The 18774-nt window shown below is 37.6% G+C and carries 13 protein-coding genes and 3 pseudogenes; 4 read left to right on the forward strand and 12 right to left on the reverse strand.

Annotated elements, in window-relative coordinates; all coding sequences use genetic code 11:
* Window positions 1–452 precede the first annotated feature (452 nt).
* Complete coding sequence (gene feaR, locus C1642_RS05995) at window positions 453–1421, forward strand: transcriptional regulator FeaR (RefSeq protein WP_005131630.1); 969 nt, start codon at window positions 453–455, stop codon at window positions 1419–1421.
* A gap of 766 nt (window positions 1422–2187) precedes the next feature.
* On the opposite strand, the pseudogene C1642_RS06005 reads toward feaR, so the two are convergent.
* Both C1642_RS06005 and C1642_RS06010 read right to left on the reverse strand, forming a co-directional pair.
* A pseudogene (locus C1642_RS06005) lies at window positions 2188–3707 on the reverse strand (catalase).
* Between the two features lie 76 nt (window positions 3708–3783).
* Window positions 3784–4614, reverse strand: a complete 831-nt coding sequence (locus tag C1642_RS06010) for an alpha/beta fold hydrolase (protein WP_000542599.1) — start codon at window positions 4612–4614, stop codon at window positions 3784–3786.
* A gap of 421 nt (window positions 4615–5035) precedes the next feature.
* Here C1642_RS06010 and C1642_RS06015 point away from each other — a divergent pair, with 421 nt between their 5' ends.
* The 3 genes from C1642_RS06015 (at window position 5036) to C1642_RS06025 (ending at window position 8494) form a co-directional block, all read left to right on the forward strand.
* Window positions 5036–5929: an acetoacetate decarboxylase family protein gene (locus C1642_RS06015; protein ID WP_001095375.1), complete on the forward strand. Its 894-nt coding sequence runs from the start codon at window positions 5036–5038 to the stop codon at window positions 5927–5929.
* 49 nt (window positions 5930–5978) lie between these two features.
* Window positions 5979–7424 carry a coniferyl aldehyde dehydrogenase gene (locus C1642_RS06020; RefSeq protein WP_103236063.1) on the forward strand — a complete coding sequence of 482 codons (1446 nt, stop codon included), beginning with the start codon at window positions 5979–5981 and terminating at the stop codon, window positions 7422–7424.
* A gap of 83 nt (window positions 7425–7507) precedes the next feature.
* Complete coding sequence (locus C1642_RS06025) at window positions 7508–8494, forward strand: NAD(P)H-quinone oxidoreductase (protein ID WP_000649782.1); 987 nt, start codon at window positions 7508–7510, stop codon at window positions 8492–8494.
* 146 nt (window positions 8495–8640) lie between these two features.
* Here the strand turns inward: C1642_RS06025 and actP are convergent, their stop codons facing one another.
* The 10 genes and pseudogenes from actP to C1642_RS06075 all read right to left on the reverse strand — a co-directional run.
* On the reverse strand, window positions 8641–10293 hold the full coding sequence (gene actP, locus C1642_RS06030) for a cation/acetate symporter ActP (RefSeq protein ID WP_103236064.1): 1653 nt from the start codon (window positions 10291–10293) through the stop codon (window positions 8641–8643).
* Window positions 10286–10597 (reverse strand): DUF485 domain-containing protein, encoded by a 312-nt coding sequence (locus C1642_RS06035; RefSeq protein ID WP_005131622.1) that lies wholly within the window; start codon window positions 10595–10597, stop codon window positions 10286–10288. The genes actP and C1642_RS06035 overlap by 8 nt, the downstream gene beginning before the upstream one ends.
* 27 nt (window positions 10598–10624) lie before the next feature.
* Window positions 10625–12255 (reverse strand): annotated as a pseudogene (locus C1642_RS06040) (long-chain-fatty-acid--CoA ligase).
* 144 nt (window positions 12256–12399) lie between these two features.
* Window positions 12400–14283, reverse strand: coding sequence for a sigma 54-interacting transcriptional regulator (locus C1642_RS06045; protein WP_103236065.1), 1884 nt, complete (start codon window positions 14281–14283; stop codon window positions 12400–12402).
* Between the two features lie 23 nt (window positions 14284–14306).
* Window positions 14307–15074, reverse strand: coding sequence for an SDR family NAD(P)-dependent oxidoreductase (locus tag C1642_RS06050; RefSeq protein ID WP_024437479.1), 768 nt, complete (start codon window positions 15072–15074; stop codon window positions 14307–14309).
* 18 nt (window positions 15075–15092) lie between these two features.
* Window positions 15093–16253 carry an acyl-CoA dehydrogenase family protein gene (locus C1642_RS06055; RefSeq protein WP_103236066.1) on the reverse strand — a complete coding sequence of 387 codons (1161 nt, stop codon included), beginning with the start codon at window positions 16251–16253 and terminating at the stop codon, window positions 15093–15095.
* A complete protein-coding gene (locus tag C1642_RS06060) occupies window positions 16250–16978 on the reverse strand; it encodes a histidine phosphatase family protein (protein ID WP_000362237.1) in 729 nt (242 codons plus the stop codon). Before C1642_RS06060 ends, C1642_RS06055 begins: the two co-directional genes overlap by 4 nt.
* Window positions 16971–17315 (reverse strand): hypothetical protein, encoded by a 345-nt coding sequence (locus C1642_RS06065; protein ID WP_000003220.1) that lies wholly within the window; start codon window positions 17313–17315, stop codon window positions 16971–16973. Before C1642_RS06065 ends, C1642_RS06060 begins: the two co-directional genes overlap by 8 nt.
* Window positions 17312–18301, reverse strand: coding sequence for a phosphotransferase family protein (locus tag C1642_RS06070; RefSeq protein WP_024437475.1), 990 nt, complete (start codon window positions 18299–18301; stop codon window positions 17312–17314). The genes C1642_RS06065 and C1642_RS06070 overlap by 4 nt, the downstream gene beginning before the upstream one ends.
* Window positions 18302–18463: 162 nt before the next feature.
* A pseudogene (locus tag C1642_RS06075) lies at window positions 18464–18774 on the reverse strand (aldehyde dehydrogenase); the annotation flags it as partial.

An 18774-nucleotide genomic window follows, 5' to 3' on the forward strand; every position in this document is an offset into this window, starting at 1 on the left:
CAAGAGCCCATGGAGAATCTTTATCCAAAACATCATAAGCTGATGCAGAAATACTATAAAAACCAGATAGAGCCAGAAGACTGACCATCACCCTTTTTCGCATTACTATCATTTCTATCCCAATCTCAATATTTTAAATTTTTACTTTCTTCGTTAAGAAAGCTTCAGGGATTATTGCAGTCAGCCACTAGCCATCCATGTACCAGACTTATTGATATTTTTGCTTAAAATTACTGCAAGTGATGTTGCACATTTACGAAGCGTGCTAATCTGTAAGGAGCCTTACAATAGTGCAAATTCAGGAAGAATTATCATTTGTACAAGGCATTTAAGGAATAATTTTAGCTAAACATGACTAGTTTTACCGTTGCTCTGAACCTCATTTACTGTCACAGCAATCGCGGCATCATTTTTGCTAGATTTTATAAGAACATCCAGGATGGAGAATTAACATGTTGATTAGTACTGATATGCTTCCGCAATCACAGCGTTATGATTTCTGGCATCAGATAGTTCGTGAACGCTTTGTTGAACTAGATTTGACAATGGAAAACTCTACACCATCAAAAGACATTCATGCTGAACTCATCCATGATCGTGTCTCAGAAATTGATGTAATGAAGTTAAATGCTTCTAGCCATACTGTTTCACGTAATAATCGCCAAATCAGAATGGATAAGGGCGAAGATGAATTCTTCCTGTTCAGCTTGCAATTAAAAGGAAATGGTTTTCTTGAGCAGGACAACAGATCTGTTTCGCTCCAACCAGGAGATTTTATTCTTTTTGATAGCACACGTCCTTATCGCATGGGATTCAATGATGATTTTGAGAAATTGGTTCTACGTATACCTCGCATGTTATTAAAACAACATATTGCAGCGCCTGAGAGATTATGCGCATACAAAATGCCTAGACAACATCCCATGGGAAATATTCTATCTAATTTTCTCACTTCACTTGATCAGCTTTCAACTCTCCCACATGAAGCACAACTAAATGTATCTGGAGCAATTTTACAAATGGTTGCAGGGGCACTGCAGAGCATGCCTCAAAATAATCAAACTCAGTTGAATTCTGTAAGGTCTTATCATCTAAAAAGAATAAAAAAATATATCGAACTAAATCTGGACGAGCCTGAACTTTCTGTTGCAACAATAGCTTCGGCATTGGAAATGTCTGTTAGCTCTTTATATAGGATTTTTGAAGATGAACCTATGCCCTTAGCACACTATATATGGATTAAACGTCTTGAATTTTGTTGTCGAGACCTTGAAAATGTTGCCTTAAAAAACAAACCCATCTCACAAATTGCATTTGAATGGGGATTCACACATGGTACACACTTTAGCCGTTCTTTTAAAAAACAGTTTGGTTTGCCTCCCAAAGTTTATCGGGAACAATTTCTAGATTCGAAGAAATAAAGTAAGAGGACTAATTTCCATAACTCTTATCTATTAAATATTATTTCTTTTAAAAGATTTTATTAAAATTTCATATATTAATTGAAATTAGTTGTATTTATTTTTATATAAGTTCAATACTCTAGATAAGTTTCTAAAAAATTAGAAAAAGACAAATATTTCATCTTTTCTGATCTTATTTATATATAAGAACTACGCTAGATAATTCTACGTTTTGATGTAGTGAAAGATGCACAATTGGCATTAAATATGCCTGTTCCATATCCATCACTTGATAAATCGACAGCTAAAAAATAATTTTAAAGAGCCCTTTCTACTTATTATAAGAAGAAAGGGCTACGATTATTTTTGTTATATACAATAATATTTTTTATATTTTAATTTATTTATAAAAATTCTAGTTACTTTAAATATATTATCTGGAAACAATAAAGTTCTATTCTCTTTTAAATAATATTAGTTAAACCGAATCTTTGAAGATGAATTTTGAGTTAATATACCAAAATCTAAATCTAATAAAGGTATGGCTGTTTCAGGTAAAGCTAAAGCCTCTTTATAAGCAGTCTTTGCTTGAGGCGTTAAATATAAATGAATCTGATTTGGTAAAACCCACAGGAATGGTCAGCCCTGCTTATACATTACTTGTGAAGAATAATGATGGAATACCGAGACTGAGTGTAGATATTAATTTTTTCATTCGATGCTATAAAATAGTTAAGTACATAAAGCTATTATTGACATAGCCTTATGTACTGTTTTTAAAGATTTAAATAAAACTTGGTAAACCACGTGCAGGGTCAGTTTCTCTAGCTGCTTGAGCATTTTCAACTGTCAAACCAAGCGCCTTAGCCACACCTTCGCCATAAGCTGGATGACATGCGTAACAGTTACGAATGTGGCGATATTTAATGAAATCAAGAGCATCACCCATTGCGCGTGCAGTATTATCAAATAAAGCCTGTTGTTGCTCTGGAGTCATAAGTTCAAACAAAGCACGAGGTTGACTGAAATAATCGTTGTCATCTTCACGATAGTTCCAGAAATCAGCATCCCCATTGATTTTTAACGGTGGTTCTTTGTACTGAGGCTGCTCTTGCCATTGCCCAAAACTATTTGGTTCGTAATGTGGAAGACCACCATAATTGGCATCGATGCGTCCTTGACCGTCACGGTGATTACTATGAACTGGGCAACGTGCCGCATTTACAGGTATTTGCGATAATTCACACCTAAACGATAACGCTGAGCATCTGCATAGTTAAATAAACGGGCTTGCAACATGCGGTCTGGTGAGGCGCTAATGCCAGGAACCAGATTACTTGGTGCAAAAGCAGATTGCTCAACATCTAAGAAGAAATTTTCAGGGTTTCGATTCAGCTCAAACTCACCCACTTCGATTAATGGATAATCTCCATGAGGCCAGACTTTTGTTAAATCAAATGGATGATATGGAACCTTTTCAGCATCTTGCTCAGGCATTACCTGTACATACAAAGTCCACTTAGGGAAATCTTTTCGTTCAATCGCATCGAATAAATCACGTTGATGACTTTCACGATCATGCCCCACTAATTCACCAGCTTCGGCATCTGTTAAATTTTTAATTCCCTGTTGGGTCCGGAAATGAAATTTCACCCAGAAACGTTCATTCGCACTATTGATGAAACTATAGGTATGGCTACTAAAACCGTGCATATGACGGTAGGAAGCAGGAATACCTCGATCAGACATGACAATAGTGACCTGATGTAAAGCTTCAGGTAATAAAGTCCAGAAATCCCAGTTATTCGTTGCGCTACGCAAGTTAGTTTTAGGATCGCGTTTTACTGCTTTATTTAAATCTGGAAATTTACGTGGATCACGTAAGAAGAACACTGGTGTATTGTTCCCCACCATGTCCCAGTTACCTTCTTCTGTATAAAATTTTAAAGCAAAGCCGCGAATATCACGTTCAGCATCTGCTGCTCCACGTTCACCAGCTACAGTGGTAAATCGGGCAAACATTTCTGTTTTTTTACCAATTTCACTAAAGATTTTAGCGCGGGTATATTGAGTAATATCATGAGTCACCGTGAAAGTGCCGAATGCACCTGAACCTTTTGCATGCATACGACGTTCTGGAATTACTTCACGAACAAAGTTAGCTAATTTCTCGTTTAGCCATAAATCTTGAGCAAGTAGAGGCCCTCTTGCACCTGCCGTCATACTATTCTGGTTATCTACAACTGGAGCCCCAAAATCAGTAGTAAGTTGGGAAAAAGGACATTTTTTAGTATCGTCATTCATTAATATGCACCCGAAAAAAATAATCAATCGAATCAATAAAAAGGGCAGTCAATTTTGGCTGCCCTCTTTTTTAAACTTAACTTCTAATAAATGCTAAAAGATCTTTGTTAATTGTTTCTGCTTCTGTAGTTGGCATTCCGTGAGGAAATCCTGGATAACTAATTAAAGTACCGTTTTTAACGAGTTCCGCAGATTTTTTACCTGAAATTTCAAAAGGTACAACCTGATCATCTTCACCATGCAAGATGAGAACTGGAACTTCAATCTTTTTGAGGTCTTCAGTAAAATCTGTTTGAGAGAAAGCAACAATTCCATCGTAATGAGCTTTTGCTCCGCCCATCATGCCCTGACGCCACCAATTTAACACCACAGGTTCTGATACTTTTGCTCCTGGTCGGTTATATCCATAAAATGGACCTGCAGGTACGTCATGATAAAATTGTGAACGATTTTTAAAAAGTTGATTTTGAAGGTCATCAAAAACTTCTTTTGGTAAACCATCCGGATTACTTTCAGTTTTCACCATTAATGGTGGAACGGCACTAATTAAAACAGCTTTAGCAACAGGGTCATTAGGATAACGAGCAACATAATGTGCTACTTCACCACCACCTGTTGAATGCCCTACATGTACCGCACCTTGTACACCTAAATGCTCAACCACAGCAGCAACATCATCTGCATAATGGTCCATATCATGACCATCCCAAACTTGAGTGGAACGACCATGACCACGGCGGTCATGAGCAACTACACGAAAACCTTCTTTAAGAAAAAAAAGCATTTGCGCATCCCAGTCATCTGAACTGAGCGGCCAACCATGGTGGAAGAAAATTACAGGAGCATCGCGAGGGCCCCAATCTTTATAAAAAATATCTACGCCGTCTTTTGTTGTGACATATCCCATTTTTGTTTCTCCTGTGTAAAAGTTACACTATCGATTTACTGTATATGCTCTAATTAATTCGTAATAAGTACATATAAAATTTTCAATCCTACCCTCATGGATAGTCATAACATAGTAAGGTTAAAGTTCACTTTAAGGTCAATAGATTTTAGAGAAAACAGCGTTTAAAAAATGTAAAAAAATAATTTCTACAGTCCTAAAAACTAAGGGTTTTCTTTAGATCATCTAAAAGCTAATCAACTCTACCTATTCTTATTAAAAGTTATTCTAAATTCGTTACAAGCAGTTTTAATTCTTAGAGAAATAGCATATTGACATTCAAGTGAACTTTAAACTTATAGTAATCCTACAGACAGAAAGTTGATATCTGCTTTTAAAGATTATCAGCTACTCAGTCGATCAATTTAAAGGTTAACCAATTATGAATACAAATAAAGCGTTCACTGAAGTTGAATTTGGTCAACAGAAAGTTAAAGTTCCAAAAGGTGGTTATTATGACCGCTTTAGAATGAATCCTGATTTAGATGAAGTTGCAAAAGATCCTGCAGCTGGAAATATTGATTTTTTCCGTAGCATTCCTAAAAAGTTAGTTGAATCAAGAGTTGGACCTGTCTGGGCTCCCAACTTTTATTATCGTAGCGGCAATGTGCAAGTTTTGATGCTTGCACCCGTTAAGCTGTTAAAGAAAAAATTACCTTCGCCTCTAGTACCCTTGGAAGCTTTTCCAGGTTATGGACTAGTTGCACTCACCTTTTTCACTTATACAGTTTGTGATAATGATCCATACAATGAAGCGTCTGTAGCTATTGTCGTGCGTAAACCTAAAGCTCATGGTCCGCATGCTTTAGAGCTGATTAACTCGATTCGTAAACGTCACTTTTATGCGCATGTATTAGCTTTACCTGTCGACACTGAAATAGCACGTGTACGTGGCGTATATGGTTATCAACTTCCAAAATGGCTAGCCGAAATTGATGTAAAGATTGATAAGAAAAAAGTTGAAGCAACACTTTCAACTTACAACAAATTAGATATCAGCCTAACAACCGCAACTCCGTCATTAAAAAGAGTTAAGTCTGAATCCCGCATGGGTAAAGCCACGATGTTGCATTTAGTCGATAACGAGTGGCATCAAACTCTAGTGCAAACCAATGTTCTCTCGTTTGGTGAAAAACTTTTCCCGCGCAAGGTAAAAGTGACACGCCATGGCGGCCATGTGAGCCAGCTTCTAGACCAGTTGGGCGCATCTACTATTCTTCGTCTCGATGTTATTGAAGATGCTCAGGTCGTATTAAATCTACCGACTAAACTTTAATCATCAGTCAGTTAGCTTAGGATCGTTAAGCTATGTTTTGAGGTTTAAGATGAATACTCTCAATGAAGTAAGCAGCACTTTAAATGCATCAGAGATACTCTCTCGACAACGCAAAGCATTTTTGAAAGCTGAACCACCAACACTTCAACAGCGTAAAGCAAGTCTTGCAAAACTTCGTGCTGCTGTCATTGAATATCGTAGTGAATTACAAGTTGCTGCAAGTGAAGACTTTGGACACCGTTCATATCATGAAACAGATGTCATGGAACTTGTTGGTATTGTTCAGTCCATCGATTATTTAACGCGTAATTTACGCCGTTTCATGAAGCCAGAAAAGCGTCATGTCAGCTTATTCTATCGCTCGGCTAGTGCTCACATAGAATATCAGCCGAAAGGGGTTATTGGGGTCATGGCTCCTTGGAACTACCCTATTTCTCTTACGCTTATTCCTCTTGCTACAGCGATTGCTGCCGGTAACCGAGCAATGCTTAAACCCTCAGAACTCACCCCTCGAACAAGTGAAGTGATTTCACGCATGCTTGCGGCGAACTTTTCTATAGAAGAAGTTGCGGTTATTTTAGGTGGGCCTGAAGTTGGTGCTGAATTTAGTGCACTACCTTTCGACCATCTATTGTTTACAGGAAGTACACCTGTGGGCCGTAAAGTCATGAAAGCAGCAAGTGATAACCTCGTTCCGCTCACTCTTGAATTAGGTGGTAAAAGTCCAGCGATTGTAGGTCAAGGGCACGTAAACTCGAGAACCATGACTAGTATTGCCTATGGAAAATTATCCAATGGTGGGCAAACATGTGTTGCTCCAGATTATGCCCTTGTTCATGAAGATGATTTAGAAGCATTTATTGAAGAATACAACGCGACAGTCTCTCGATTCTATCCAAACGGACCAGATTGTGATGATTACACTTCAATTGTCAATGAACGTCATTATACCCGTTTACAAGGCTTACTTGATAATGCAAAACAAAATGGCGCACGAATCATTGAACTAGGAGTCAAACCTGAATCGGCAAAGAATCGCGCTCGTACTCTTGTTCCAACACTTGTTGTAGGAGCAAAAGATGATGATGCAATTATGAAAGAAGAAATCTTTGGCCCAATTCTACCCGTGCGTACCTACCGTGATATTGATGAGGTTATTAACTACATCAATGAAAGAGACCGTCCACTCGCCTTATATTATTTTGGTGAAAAAGATGCAGATTGCAAAAAACTACTACGACGTACGACTTCAGGTAACGTTGGTATTAACAATACCTTAATTCATGTGGCGCAAGACGATCTACCGTTTGGTGGTATCGGTCCAAGTGGTATGGGTGCTTATCACGGAATTGAAGGTTTCCGTTCTATGAGCCATGCAAAAGGTATCTTTGATCAGGGCCGCTGGAATTTCCCAAGTTTCTTACATGCTCCTTTTGGAAAATTCATGGAGTTAGCGCTTGCCATTACCTTGGGTAAGAAAAAAGCTAGATCTTAATTATTTTTCATCCTAAGCAGGATTGCGCACTCAGTCTCAATTCCGCTTATTTAATTAACAATATCTAATAAGGAAACAACTTTATGAAATGTATCACTTTTAACGGTGCTGGCGGCCCTGAAGTTATTACGGTTAGTGAAAGACCTATGCCTGAGTTAACAGATGATGGGATATTAATTGAAGTTGTTGCAGCAGGTATTAACGGTCCAGATGTAATGCAACGAAAAGGTTTGTATGCACCACCGCCTGGTGTAACTGACATTCCTGGCCTTGAAGTTTCCGGAATTGTTAAACAAGTAGGCAAGCAAGTTACTAAGTTTAAAGCTGGAGATGAAGTCTGTGCATTAGTTCCGGGCGGTGGCTATGCTGAATATGTAGTTGCCCATCAAGATAATGTACTCTTCATTCCTGAAGGTCTGACATTAATTGAAGGTGGAATTTTACTAGAAACTTTTATGACAGTTTGGTCACATCTTTTTCAACATGCCAAATTCCGTCCAAACAGTTCAATTTTAATACATGGCGGTACTTCAGGAATTGGTACTACCGCAACGATGTTAACTCGAGCTTTTGGAGCAACCCAAATTTTTACAACAGTTTCGAGCAAAGAACATCAAGAAGCGAGTTTAAAAATTGGTGCTGATGTAGCCATAAATTATAATGAAGATGACTTTGTTGAAGTTGTAAAAAAACATACTGATGGTAAAGGTGTAGATTTTGTTTTGGATATTATTGCTGGAGATTACATCCAGCGAAATTATGAAGTCGCTGCAATGAACGGCACAATATTGCAAATAGGTGTGCTTAAAGGCTTAGCGGATAAAGTCAATATTTTTCCGATGCTTGCTAAACGCCTAACTCATACAGGCGCTACCCTACGCTCTCAATCTGCAGAAGCGAAAGCAGAAGTGATGGCAGCATTGCAAGAAAAGGTATGGCCTTTAATTTCAAAAGGACAGATAAAACCCTTGTTATATAAAACATTTGATCTTGAAGAAGCTCGCCAAGCTCATGAATTTCTTGATCAAGGACAACATGTTGGTAAGTTAGCCTTAATCGTCAAAAAATAAAAACTGAAAGTAAAAAAGACCAGTTAATACTGGTCTTTTTTACTTATAAGTCCAAATTATTATTAATTTATATAGGGAGTCATCTCTCTTTCCTTTACTCTCATAACCCACTCCAGCTATCTTACTTTTGGGATTATTTAATAGACTTAATGCAAAGGCATTTTTTCAAACGACCCTTGTTGAGCACCAAGCTCTGAACGCACCACTTGTAATTCAAAACCTTGTCTGTCTAACTCAGCTCTTTCACTTTTATCAGTCAAAGACACAACAATACTCACTAAAAAAGCGAGAGGCATTGAAAATAATGCTGGATTATCAAATGGGAATATTGCTTTTTCATGCCCTAAAACACCTACCCAGACCGTAGGTGATAAAACTACAAAGGTAATTGCGGAAATGATTCCTACAAACCCACCAAATATGGCGGCACGAGTAGTTAAATCTTTCCAGTACATAGAAAGAATAAGTACAGGAAAGTTAGCGGAAGCAGCAATACCAAATGTAAGTCCCATTAAAAAAGCGATGTTCATTTTTTCAAATAAGATTCCACATGCTATGGCAATCACACCTAGAACCACTACAGAAAGTCGAGATACAACCATTTCCTGCTTTTCAGTTGCCTTGCCTTTCTTAATGACTTTTTGAAATAAATCATGGGAAATTGCTGAAGCTCCAGCAAGTGCCAAGCCAGCCACCACAGCTAAAATCGTTGCAAATGCTACAGCAGACAAAAAGCCAAGTAATAGATTTCCTCCAAGGGCCTTTGCTAGATGCATCGCAACCATATTACTACCACCGATTAAGTCTCCGCCTAATTGCCCATCTACAAAATAATGAGGATTAGTGCCTACTATGGCGATTGAAGCTAAACCTAAAATACAAACCACAATAAAGAAGTAACCAATATAACCAGAAGCATAAAAGACTGAACGGCGCGCTTCAGCAGCATTTGGAACTGTAAAAAAACGCATAAGAATATGTGGTAAACCTGCTAAACCAAAGATCAATCCAATAGACATAGACAGTGTATTAATCGGGTTGGATAGCATTGGACCCGGTTCTAAGACCTTTTGTCCTAATTTATGTGCATTTACGGCAGCCGTAGCCATATTATTTAAACTAAAACCAAATGCTTTAAATGCCAGAAATACTAAAACGGTTCCGCCAAAGAGCAAAAGAATAGCTTTAACTATTTGTATCCAAGTAGTTGCAAGCATTCCTCCAAAAATGACATACACCAGCATTAAACAACCGACCAGCATGACGGCAACTTTATAATCTAAACCAAACAGTAATTTAATGAGCTGACCAGCACCCACCATTTGCAAAATTAAGTAGCAACAAACCACGATAAGTGAACCACACGTTGCCAAAATACGGGTGCGCTGCGGGTCTAGTCGGTACGAAACAATATCTGCAAAAGTATATTTACCAAGGTTTCTCAGTCTTTCGGCCATTAAGAAAGTTAAAATGGGCCAGCAGACAAAAAAGCCCGTCACATAGATAAAACCATCATAACCTTTGAAGAAAACCATACTGGAAATACCAAGTAAGGTTGAAGCCGACATATAGTCTCCAGCAATCGCTAAACCATTTTGCTTTGCTGAAATGGCATTGCCCGCTGTATAAAAATCTTCTTTCGATACTGTTTTCTTTGCAGCCTTAAAAGTTATAAGTAATGAAATACCGACTACACACGCAAACATGATAATTGCAGTCCAGTTTCTTGGCTCGCTTTGTGAAGCCCAAGCACCTGAGCTAAACAAGGTCAAAATAGTAAAAGCAAAATATTTATTCATAATGATATTCCTTTCTTAATTTTTCTTTTTGTTTGTCAAAATATTGATTTGTAATAAATATATATAAGCCTGTTATGACCCAACTCGATACAATGACTATTGCAGCAATCGGCAAACCAATTGTGACTTTGCTTGCTTCTAGTGGCAGTGCAAGCAATTCAGGGCGAAAAGTAGCGGTTCCTATAAAAATAAAGTAAATGCTGAGCACAATTAGACTTAAAAAAACAGCGAATCGATTTCTCTGCTTTACCATCTTTTTAAATTTCATATCTAAAACGATATTTGCTTCCTGAGGATAGTTCATATAAAAAGTCCTTTTTTATGTTGATCATTATTTACATTCAGCAAAAGCACTATTGGTGAAATAGTCGTGATAACGTTCTCTCAATATTTTTTTACTGATTTTTCCAGTGGGCGTATGCGGTATTTCTTCAACCAATATGGTTGCTGACGGAATGGCCCATTTATGTAATTTGGATGATAGAAAAACGACAATTTCTGAATGTTCAATTTTTTCTTGTGGAGACTTTGGCACCAATATTAAAAGTGGGCGTTCTCCCCATTTAGGATGATTGGCAGCAATAACGGCGGCTTCTGCAACTTTTTCATATCCCATCGCTGCATTTTCAACTTCAACACTGCTGACCCACTCTCCTCCCGACTTAATCATATCTTTGGCACGGTCCGTAATATGCATATATCCATATTCATCTATGCAGGCGATATCTCCCGTATCGAACCATTTGCCCTCTTCTTCTCCTGCTTTGGTTTGATTGATATATTGTTTGGCAATTGTATGACCACGTATAAAATGCCTTCATGCACACCATCATGAGGAAGTAATTGATGATTCTCATCACGCAATCTCATTTGAATACCGAAGATAGGTTTACCGCATTTAATCGATTGGGTTTCGATATTATTTTTAATTTGGTCTACTCGGTTACACGCTGCCATTGAACTGGTTTCAGTCATTCCCCAAGCATTTTCAACAGAAATTCCATAATGGCTCAAAGACTCAATAAGCGAATATGGCGCAGCTGAACCACCAGATATTGCACGTTTTAAACTGACTGATGAAATATGGTGATCTTCAAGATAATTTTTAAAAGAATTCCAGATGGTAGGAACAGCCATAGAAATATCTACGTGTTCTGATTGGATCAGGTCGAAAATCTTATCTGTTTGGCCCGCAAATGAATGAGGCCAAACGATTTTTGCCCCCGACAAAACCGCATTAAATGGCATTCCCCATGCGCTAATATGATAAAGCGGAACCAAAGGCATGATACAGCTATCATGCGTTAAGCCAATCGCATTTGGCATAGCGAGTATTAATGCATGTAATACAATACTACGATGTGAGTAAAGAACGCCTTTAGGATCACCTGTTGTACCTGATGTATAACAAAGACCACTTGCACGCTCTTCAGGGATATCTGGCCAATCATAATAAGACTGCTCTGGAGCAATGAGTTCTTCATAAAAGACGAAATCAAATTGTGCTTTTAAATTTTTATTGGGGTCCCCGAGCACAATAAAATGTTTTATGACTGGCTTTATATTGTCATGAATAGAATCGACTAATGCCAAACAATCTGGTTCAATAATGAGCACTTCATCTTGAGCAGAATTGATAATTTGAATGAGTTGTTCAGGCGCCAATTTAGGGTTAATTGTATGATAAATTCTTCCCGTACATGGAATGGCATAATGCAATTCAAAATGCTGATATGAGTTCCATGCCATTGTTCCGACTTTAGCATCAGAACTTATATTTAATCGGTCTAGTGCATTGGCAAACTGAGCTACACGTTCGAAAGCATCTTTATATGTATATCGGTGTTTACTTATCCCATCTGCTTTCAAAGTCACAATTTCTTGATCTGCGTAAACTGTCAAAGCATGCTGCATTATTGAAGTAATGTTTAAATTACAATGCATCATTAATCCATTCGTCATTCTTATTTCCTCACACAATTTAGCAACTGATTCAGATGCTTATATGAGGCAATGCAACTATAATGCCAAATATTTTTATTATTATTTTCAATAACTTAATTAATTATTTTATTTTTCTTTTTTGAAAAGATTTCAATTTTGAAATTAATGATTTATGAGTTTCATTCTACGCCACAAAGTCGTCCGGCTAATCCCGAGTTTTTGTGCAGCAAGGTCTAAATCACCCTCTACTTCTGCAAGTGTTTGCTCAATTAAACTCAACTCTTGATTAACTTTTACTTCTTTTAATAAAGGCTGCGTCGTGTGGTGATTTTGAGATTGAAATAGCTCGGGTAACTGTTGCTTTAAAAATTCTGGAGTTAAAATTTCATGATCAAGCTGTAATAGCACATTGATTCTTTCAACGATATTTTCAAGTTCGCGGATATTGCCCGGCCAAGAATAGTGTAAAAAAGCCTTCTGTAAAATATTTGGCAAATCATCCAATGATTTTCTATATTTCTCTAGAAAGGAATTTGCTAAATACAAGATATCTTCTTTTCGTTCTTTTAAAGACGGCGTATACACTCTTAAAATATTTAAACGATAGTAGAGATCTGCCCGAAAGCTTCCATTTCGTACCAATTCTTCTAAGTCCGCATGAGTTGCAGCAATCACACGTATATCTAAATGATGACTTACCACTGAGCCCAAGCGGTTAATTTGTCTTTCTTGTAAGACCCGTAAAAATCTAGTTTGTAGATGTAATGGCATATCTCCAATTTCATCTAAAAAAAGCGTACCCGTATGTGCCGCTTCAATGAGGCCAATACGTCCATTTTTCTTCGCCCCAGTAAAGGCACCTTCTTCATAACCAAATAATTCGCTTTCTAACAAGCTTTCCGGAAAAGATGCACAGTTGATTGCAACAAACGGCGCTTTATAACGGCTGCTATAATTATGAATACTTTGTGCTAAAACTTCTTTACCTGTACCACTTTCACCAGTAATGAGAATCGTACTATCCGTTTTTGCGTATGCTTTTGATAACTTGATAATTTGTTGAAAATTAGTGTTCTGCGTCAAAATCTGATCAAAGGTATACCGTGTATTAAAATTCTTTGATGAAACCTTTCTAAACTGACTATTCGACTGCTCTAATGCGTTTAGTTCCTGCACTCTTAAGATATAGCCATCTATGTAGTCATTTTTTAGTTTGGAAATATATACAGCAAGTTTTAAATTTTTAAATTGGACGAGTTGATGACTATTTTCTTGGTCGATATCAAAGTTTAAACCGTCAAAAATTTCGAGTGCTGATTTGTTTAAAACGTCTGAAGAGTCTTTTTCAAGTAACGAACTCATTGAATTATTAATTAAAGAAATCTTTTTTTGCTTTGTAATAAAACAAATGCCTTCATTTAAGTGATTAAAGATCTCGGTTAAACGTAAGGTTGAATATTGTTCTCTGCGAATTTTTTCAAGCGTACGTAAGGCATTTTGAAGCAGGTCTTTTAAAGACGGCACACTAATCGCCAAATGCCCGACTAGGTTTTCATTCAGAGCTAACTCTACTGCAACAGGTGAACCAATAATCGCATCAAAACCTTGATTTTTAATTAAATGAATTGTTTTTTTAGCATCTAAATATGAGTCATAGTTAAATTGTTGTATATCTAAAGCAAAAATATCAGAGTAGTTCTCAAGATCGACTGTGGACGTGTTACCAACCAAAGCAATTCGCTTATATTGTTTTAAGTTTGATATGGCTTGAATGACGTCAAAAGTACCAGTTCGAATAACCTGAATATCAATGTTTAATTTCTTTTGTAGAAAACTCGCGGTCGCTCCCGTACATAGAAGAATCTGGCAGCCATTTTCTACTAAGCTTTGAGCAACATCTTGCACATCTGAAATATGGCATTCCACCAAATCGATTTCGTTCGACTCTACTTCACTAATCGCCTGCTCAACCAAAGAACGAAAACCATTAATATTAGGTTTTTTAATATAGGTGACCAAAATATTAATTGGTTTTCGATTAAGCATTTTTTACTCCATTAAAAAACTTTTTATATAGGCGCAGCGCTATGACCGCCATCGACTTTAATTTCGATACCTGTTATGCCTTGACCTGCTTGAGAAGCAAGTAACAGTAAAGGTCCATTTAAGTCATCAAATTCTACAAACTTCCTTGTTGGAATTTTCTTTAAAAGCTGTTGGCCTGCCTCACTCGTTAAATATTCTTCATTAATTTCAGTAATCATATAACCTGGAGCGATGGCATTTACATTTATACCAAATCTAGCCAACTCTACTGCCATAACTTCTGTTAAATGGCGTAATCCAGCCTTTGATGCGCAGTATGGACTAACACCTAGGTTGGTAGACTGAGACAGAATTGATGTAATGTTGATGATCGATCCTTTCCTTTCAGCTTTAATCATATGCTGCACAACTTCTTGTGCACATTGCCAAGGGGCTTTAAGGTTAGTATCTACAATCTTATCCCAATCTTCATCGTTATAGTCTAAGAAACGCTTGGTATCACTCACCCCAGCATTATTAATTAACACATCTATAGTGACTCCTTCAGCTTCTAAAGAACTAAGCATATCTTTCACAGCGGAACGATCATTTACATCTAATGCAAAGGTATAAACTTGTACGCCATATTCATTTTTTATATGCGATTCTAATTCTTTCAATCGCTCTAACCGTCTGGCACAAATAACGATATTGGCACCTGCTTTTGCAAATAATTCAGCTATGTGATGCCCTAGACCGCTTGAAGCACCAGTAATTAAAATATATTTATCTTTTACATCAAAAATATTCATTCTCTTATCCCTGTTTTATTATGCCTGCTTCCCTAATAGTTTTTTGGCTATGCTCATGCGGTGAACTTCATTTGCGCCATCATAAATTCTAAAACCTCGCGCATCTTTAAAAATCTTGCAGACCACTGATTCATCCGTCATGGCCTGTCCACCTAAAATCTGAACTGATCGGTCCACCACACGCCAGATACCCTCAGAGCTGATCACTTTAACTAGGCTCGACTCGTAATTTCCTTTCTCACCCAAATCTAAAACCTGCGCACAATAGTGAACGGCTAATCGAGTTGTTAAAATATCCATTTCATTGTCGGCAAGCATAAAACCAACGCCTTGGTGGTCTCCTAATCTCTTGCCAAAAGATTGGCGCTCTCGTGCATATTGAGTAGCAATATCATGTGCTCTCCTTGCTTGCCCCAACCATCTCATACAATGTGTTAAACGTGCTGGTGCAAGGCGAACTTGAGCATATTTAAAGCCTTTACCAATTTCACCCAACACATTTTCTTTAGGTATACGTAAATTCTCAAAGCGTAAAATGCCGTGGCCACCTGAAAAGCATGAGTCCATAGCATTCATATTTTTTTCTAATATAAAGCCTTCAACGTTTGTGTCGGTTAGAAACATTGAAGCAGAACCATCTTCCATTTTTGCCATAATAATCGCAACGCTCGCTCCATCGGCCCCTGTAATTAACCATTTACGGCCATTAATAATATAGTCATCGCCATCTGCAATTGCCGTTGTTTGAAGCATGGATGGATCCGAGCCAGCACCTGGTGCAGGTTCTGTCATGGCAAAGCAAGATCTAATTTCTCCAGCTACCAGTTTTTTTAACCATTTTTGTTTTTGTGCATCATTTGCCACAACATCTAAAAGATGAATATTCCCTTCATCTGGCGCATGAATATTTAACGCGATTGGGCCTAAAGCAGAGTATCCTGCTTCTTCGAAAGCTACAGCCTTTTGCAGATGCGACCAACCAAGTCCTCCCATTTCTCGACTTGCATGAGGAGTTAGCAGCCCCCGATGACGCGCGCGACCCACTAATTCTTGGCGTAAAGCTTCACTAGGGCCATGGCTATCTTGGCGAGGATCACTTTCTAATGGAATCACCTCTTGCTGAATAAATTCTCTAACTTTCTGTTGTAGTTCTAATAATTCATTAGATAGTGTGATCATGAGCTGAGCTCCTTTAATTTAAAGCCTTGAGTCGCGATATAAGTTTCATACACATCATCCATAGCGCTATTAAATAGCTCATTTTTAATCAGATTGTACGGCGTGAAATTTTGAAGCTTGATTCGTTTGCTTATTACCTTTTGATTTTCAATCGTTAGATCAAGAATATTTAAGCAGCCATAATCTTGTTCCTGCGAATAAACATCTTTGAAGTCATGCCCATAAACCCAATTAATGAGTATTCGATTTACAATATCGTGTGAAGAAATTAGGATATTCTGGTCTTTGTTTGCCGTTAATATCATGCCTTCAAACCAAGTCAGTACACGACTAATAAAGTGAGTCCAACTTTCGCCTTGTACAAATAATTCAAGGTTATTTTTATGGAACTGATAGGCCTTTTTGATTTCCAGCTCAGCGCGATCCAACGAAATTTCTCTTAAACGTCCTGCTCTTATTTCCCGAATATCATCGAATGACTGAATGTCCTTATGCTCGTTTTGATAGCGCTTCAAAATTTCGGCTGTCTGAATCGAACGAGGCATAGTAGACGAGTAAATTTTTTCAAAACTAACATCTCGTAATTGATGGGCCAGCTGTTGTATTTGCTCTATGCCTTGTTCGGATAACTGAGCAAATTTCGGATTAATCGGATTATTAGCTGCATCAAAGTATGAAACATGCCCATGTCGAACCAAATAAATTCGTAGCCGATATTTATCCATGATTGGCCACCTTCGGTTCAGTAATTTTTAATTCTTCCAAATTCAGGGCTTTTAATGTCTCAAAAGTTTGATCCGATTGTTTACCTTCACGGATATCGCTAATAAACAATTGAGTTGCCTCATCAATATCTTTAATTGGAAAAGAAAAATAATCTTGTAAAATGCCTGAACGATGCAATGTACAGGTATCTTTTTGCAAAATATAAGCCTGCAAAATTTCTAAGCTTCTCATGAGCATTAACAAGTTATATTTCTGACTGCCCGATTGCGGTAAAAGCTCATTTTTAATGACGGCTTGGCTAGCTTTGATCAGGTCAATTATCTTTTGCTCGCTCATTCTTTTTCTCCCAATATTTCCAAGATATTTTTTTCAAGGCGGGGAACTAAAAATTCCGTTAGGGCTAATTCGAGTGATGGAGTATCCATCTCATTGTTCCGGTCAGACTGCTGCATCGCAATAATTGCCCATCGAACATGAGACAGTACATGCCAAAATTTCATTTCAAATTCAGGGATATAAATATCGGAAATCTCAGCGTAAGCTTTCGCAAAGTCTTTATATGAACCTATTCCCCCCGCTATATTTTCATCTTGACCAAAACGCCAACATTTAGAGGTAAACCATCCTAAGTCTTCTCTTCGATCTCCCCATTGCGTAAATTCCCAATCTAAGATTCCTGAAATTTGGTCATCATTAATCATGATGTTACCGATGCGGTAGTCGCCATGAACTAACACCAAATCATCGACTTTTGGAAGATTGTTGAACATCCACTGAATAGCGTACTCTAAGATTGGACGATGTCTTTTTAAGTGATCTAGTTGATCCAGAAAATCTTTAAGCTTGTTTTCTAGATATTGATCTTTATCCGGTTTAGGAAGTAGTTTCTCTAACACTTCATCTGATTGAATGGCATGAATTAAGGCAAGTTGTTTACCAATGTCTTGAGTAATCTTTTTACGTTTATCTTCTTCTGCAATTCGAACTAATTTATGGCCTTCTGTGACACCTTCAATTTTTTTCATAATGAAGAAATCACTATTTAAAAAGTTAGGCGACTTCTTAAAATAAAGTGGTTCTGGCACCTTAATACCAAAATGATATAACCGATCTAAAAGTAAAAATTCTTGCTCACGATCTGAGCTGGCCTCTACACTAGATTCGGCATTTTTTCGTAACACTAATTCGAAATCTGGAGATTGAACTAGCCAATTTTCTTGGATAGCTCCACCACTCATTTTTCTTAACTGAATTTCATGAGGTATTAGCCCTAAACTCTCCTGCAATATCCCACTTAATTGCAGTATATGATTAGCATTCATTATTCACTCCTTGTAACTATTTTAATTGGAGCAAATTGCATGCCACTATTTTTAATATTAAAATCAATCACTTAAAAACAAAATATTATTTCAAATATGAAAATTATTTCACATTTGAAATTGACTATGAAAAAGAGACCATCATCTGGTCTCTTTTTATTCTTAGATCGCTTCTCTGGTCATCTCACCATTGACCAATCTTAAAATCTGCAACGGGTTGCTGTCTTTTAAGGCTTCCGGCAATAAACTCTGTGGATAGTTCTGGTAACACACAGGGCGCAAGTAACGGTCAATGGCCAAGGTTCCAACTGAAGTACCTCGTGCATCTGAAGTGGCTGGGTATGGCCCACCATGTACCATCGCATCACACACTTCAACACCAGTTGGGTAGCCATTTATAAGTAATCGACCGGCTTTTTCTTCTAGTACTGGAACTACATCTGCAAACTCGGTTAAGTCAGCTTCATCGGCAA

Source organism: Acinetobacter sp. AKBS16 (genome assembly GCF_002899995.1).
Lineage (GTDB): Bacteria > Pseudomonadota > Gammaproteobacteria > Pseudomonadales > Moraxellaceae > Acinetobacter > Acinetobacter baumannii.

Excerpts from the sequence above, each read along its gene's own strand:
- C1642_RS06025 (WP_000649782.1), top strand. The coding sequence starts at position 7,508 with ATGAAATGTATCACTTTTAACGGTGCTGGCGGCCCTGAAGTTATTACG.
- C1642_RS06035 (WP_005131622.1), bottom strand. The coding sequence starts at position 10,597 with ATGAACTATCCTCAGGAAGCAAATATCGTTTTAGATATGAAATTTAAA.
- C1642_RS06045 (WP_103236065.1), bottom strand. The coding sequence starts at position 14,283 with ATGCTTAATCGAAAACCAATTAATATTTTGGTCACCTATATTAAAAAA.
- C1642_RS06060 (WP_000362237.1), bottom strand. The coding sequence starts at position 16,978 with ATGGATAAATATCGGCTACGAATTTATTTGGTTCGACATGGGCATGTT.
- C1642_RS06055 (WP_103236066.1), bottom strand. The coding sequence starts at position 16,253 with ATGATCACACTATCTAATGAATTATTAGAACTACAACAGAAAGTTAGA.
- C1642_RS06050 (WP_024437479.1), bottom strand. The coding sequence starts at position 15,074 with ATGAATATTTTTGATGTAAAAGATAAATATATTTTAATTACTGGTGCT.
- C1642_RS06070 (WP_024437475.1), bottom strand. The coding sequence starts at position 18,301 with ATGAATGCTAATCATATACTGCAATTAAGTGGGATATTGCAGGAGAGT.
- C1642_RS06020 (WP_103236063.1), top strand. The coding sequence starts at position 5,979 with ATGAATACTCTCAATGAAGTAAGCAGCACTTTAAATGCATCAGAGATA.
- actP (WP_103236064.1), bottom strand. The coding sequence starts at position 10,293 with ATGAATAAATATTTTGCTTTTACTATTTTGACCTTGTTTAGCTCAGGT.
- C1642_RS06010 (WP_000542599.1), bottom strand. The coding sequence starts at position 4,614 with ATGGGATATGTCACAACAAAAGACGGCGTAGATATTTTTTATAAAGAT.
- feaR (WP_005131630.1), top strand. The coding sequence starts at position 453 with ATGTTGATTAGTACTGATATGCTTCCGCAATCACAGCGTTATGATTTC.
- C1642_RS06015 (WP_001095375.1), top strand. The coding sequence starts at position 5,036 with ATGAATACAAATAAAGCGTTCACTGAAGTTGAATTTGGTCAACAGAAA.
- C1642_RS06065 (WP_000003220.1), bottom strand. The coding sequence starts at position 17,315 with ATGAGCGAGCAAAAGATAATTGACCTGATCAAAGCTAGCCAAGCCGTC.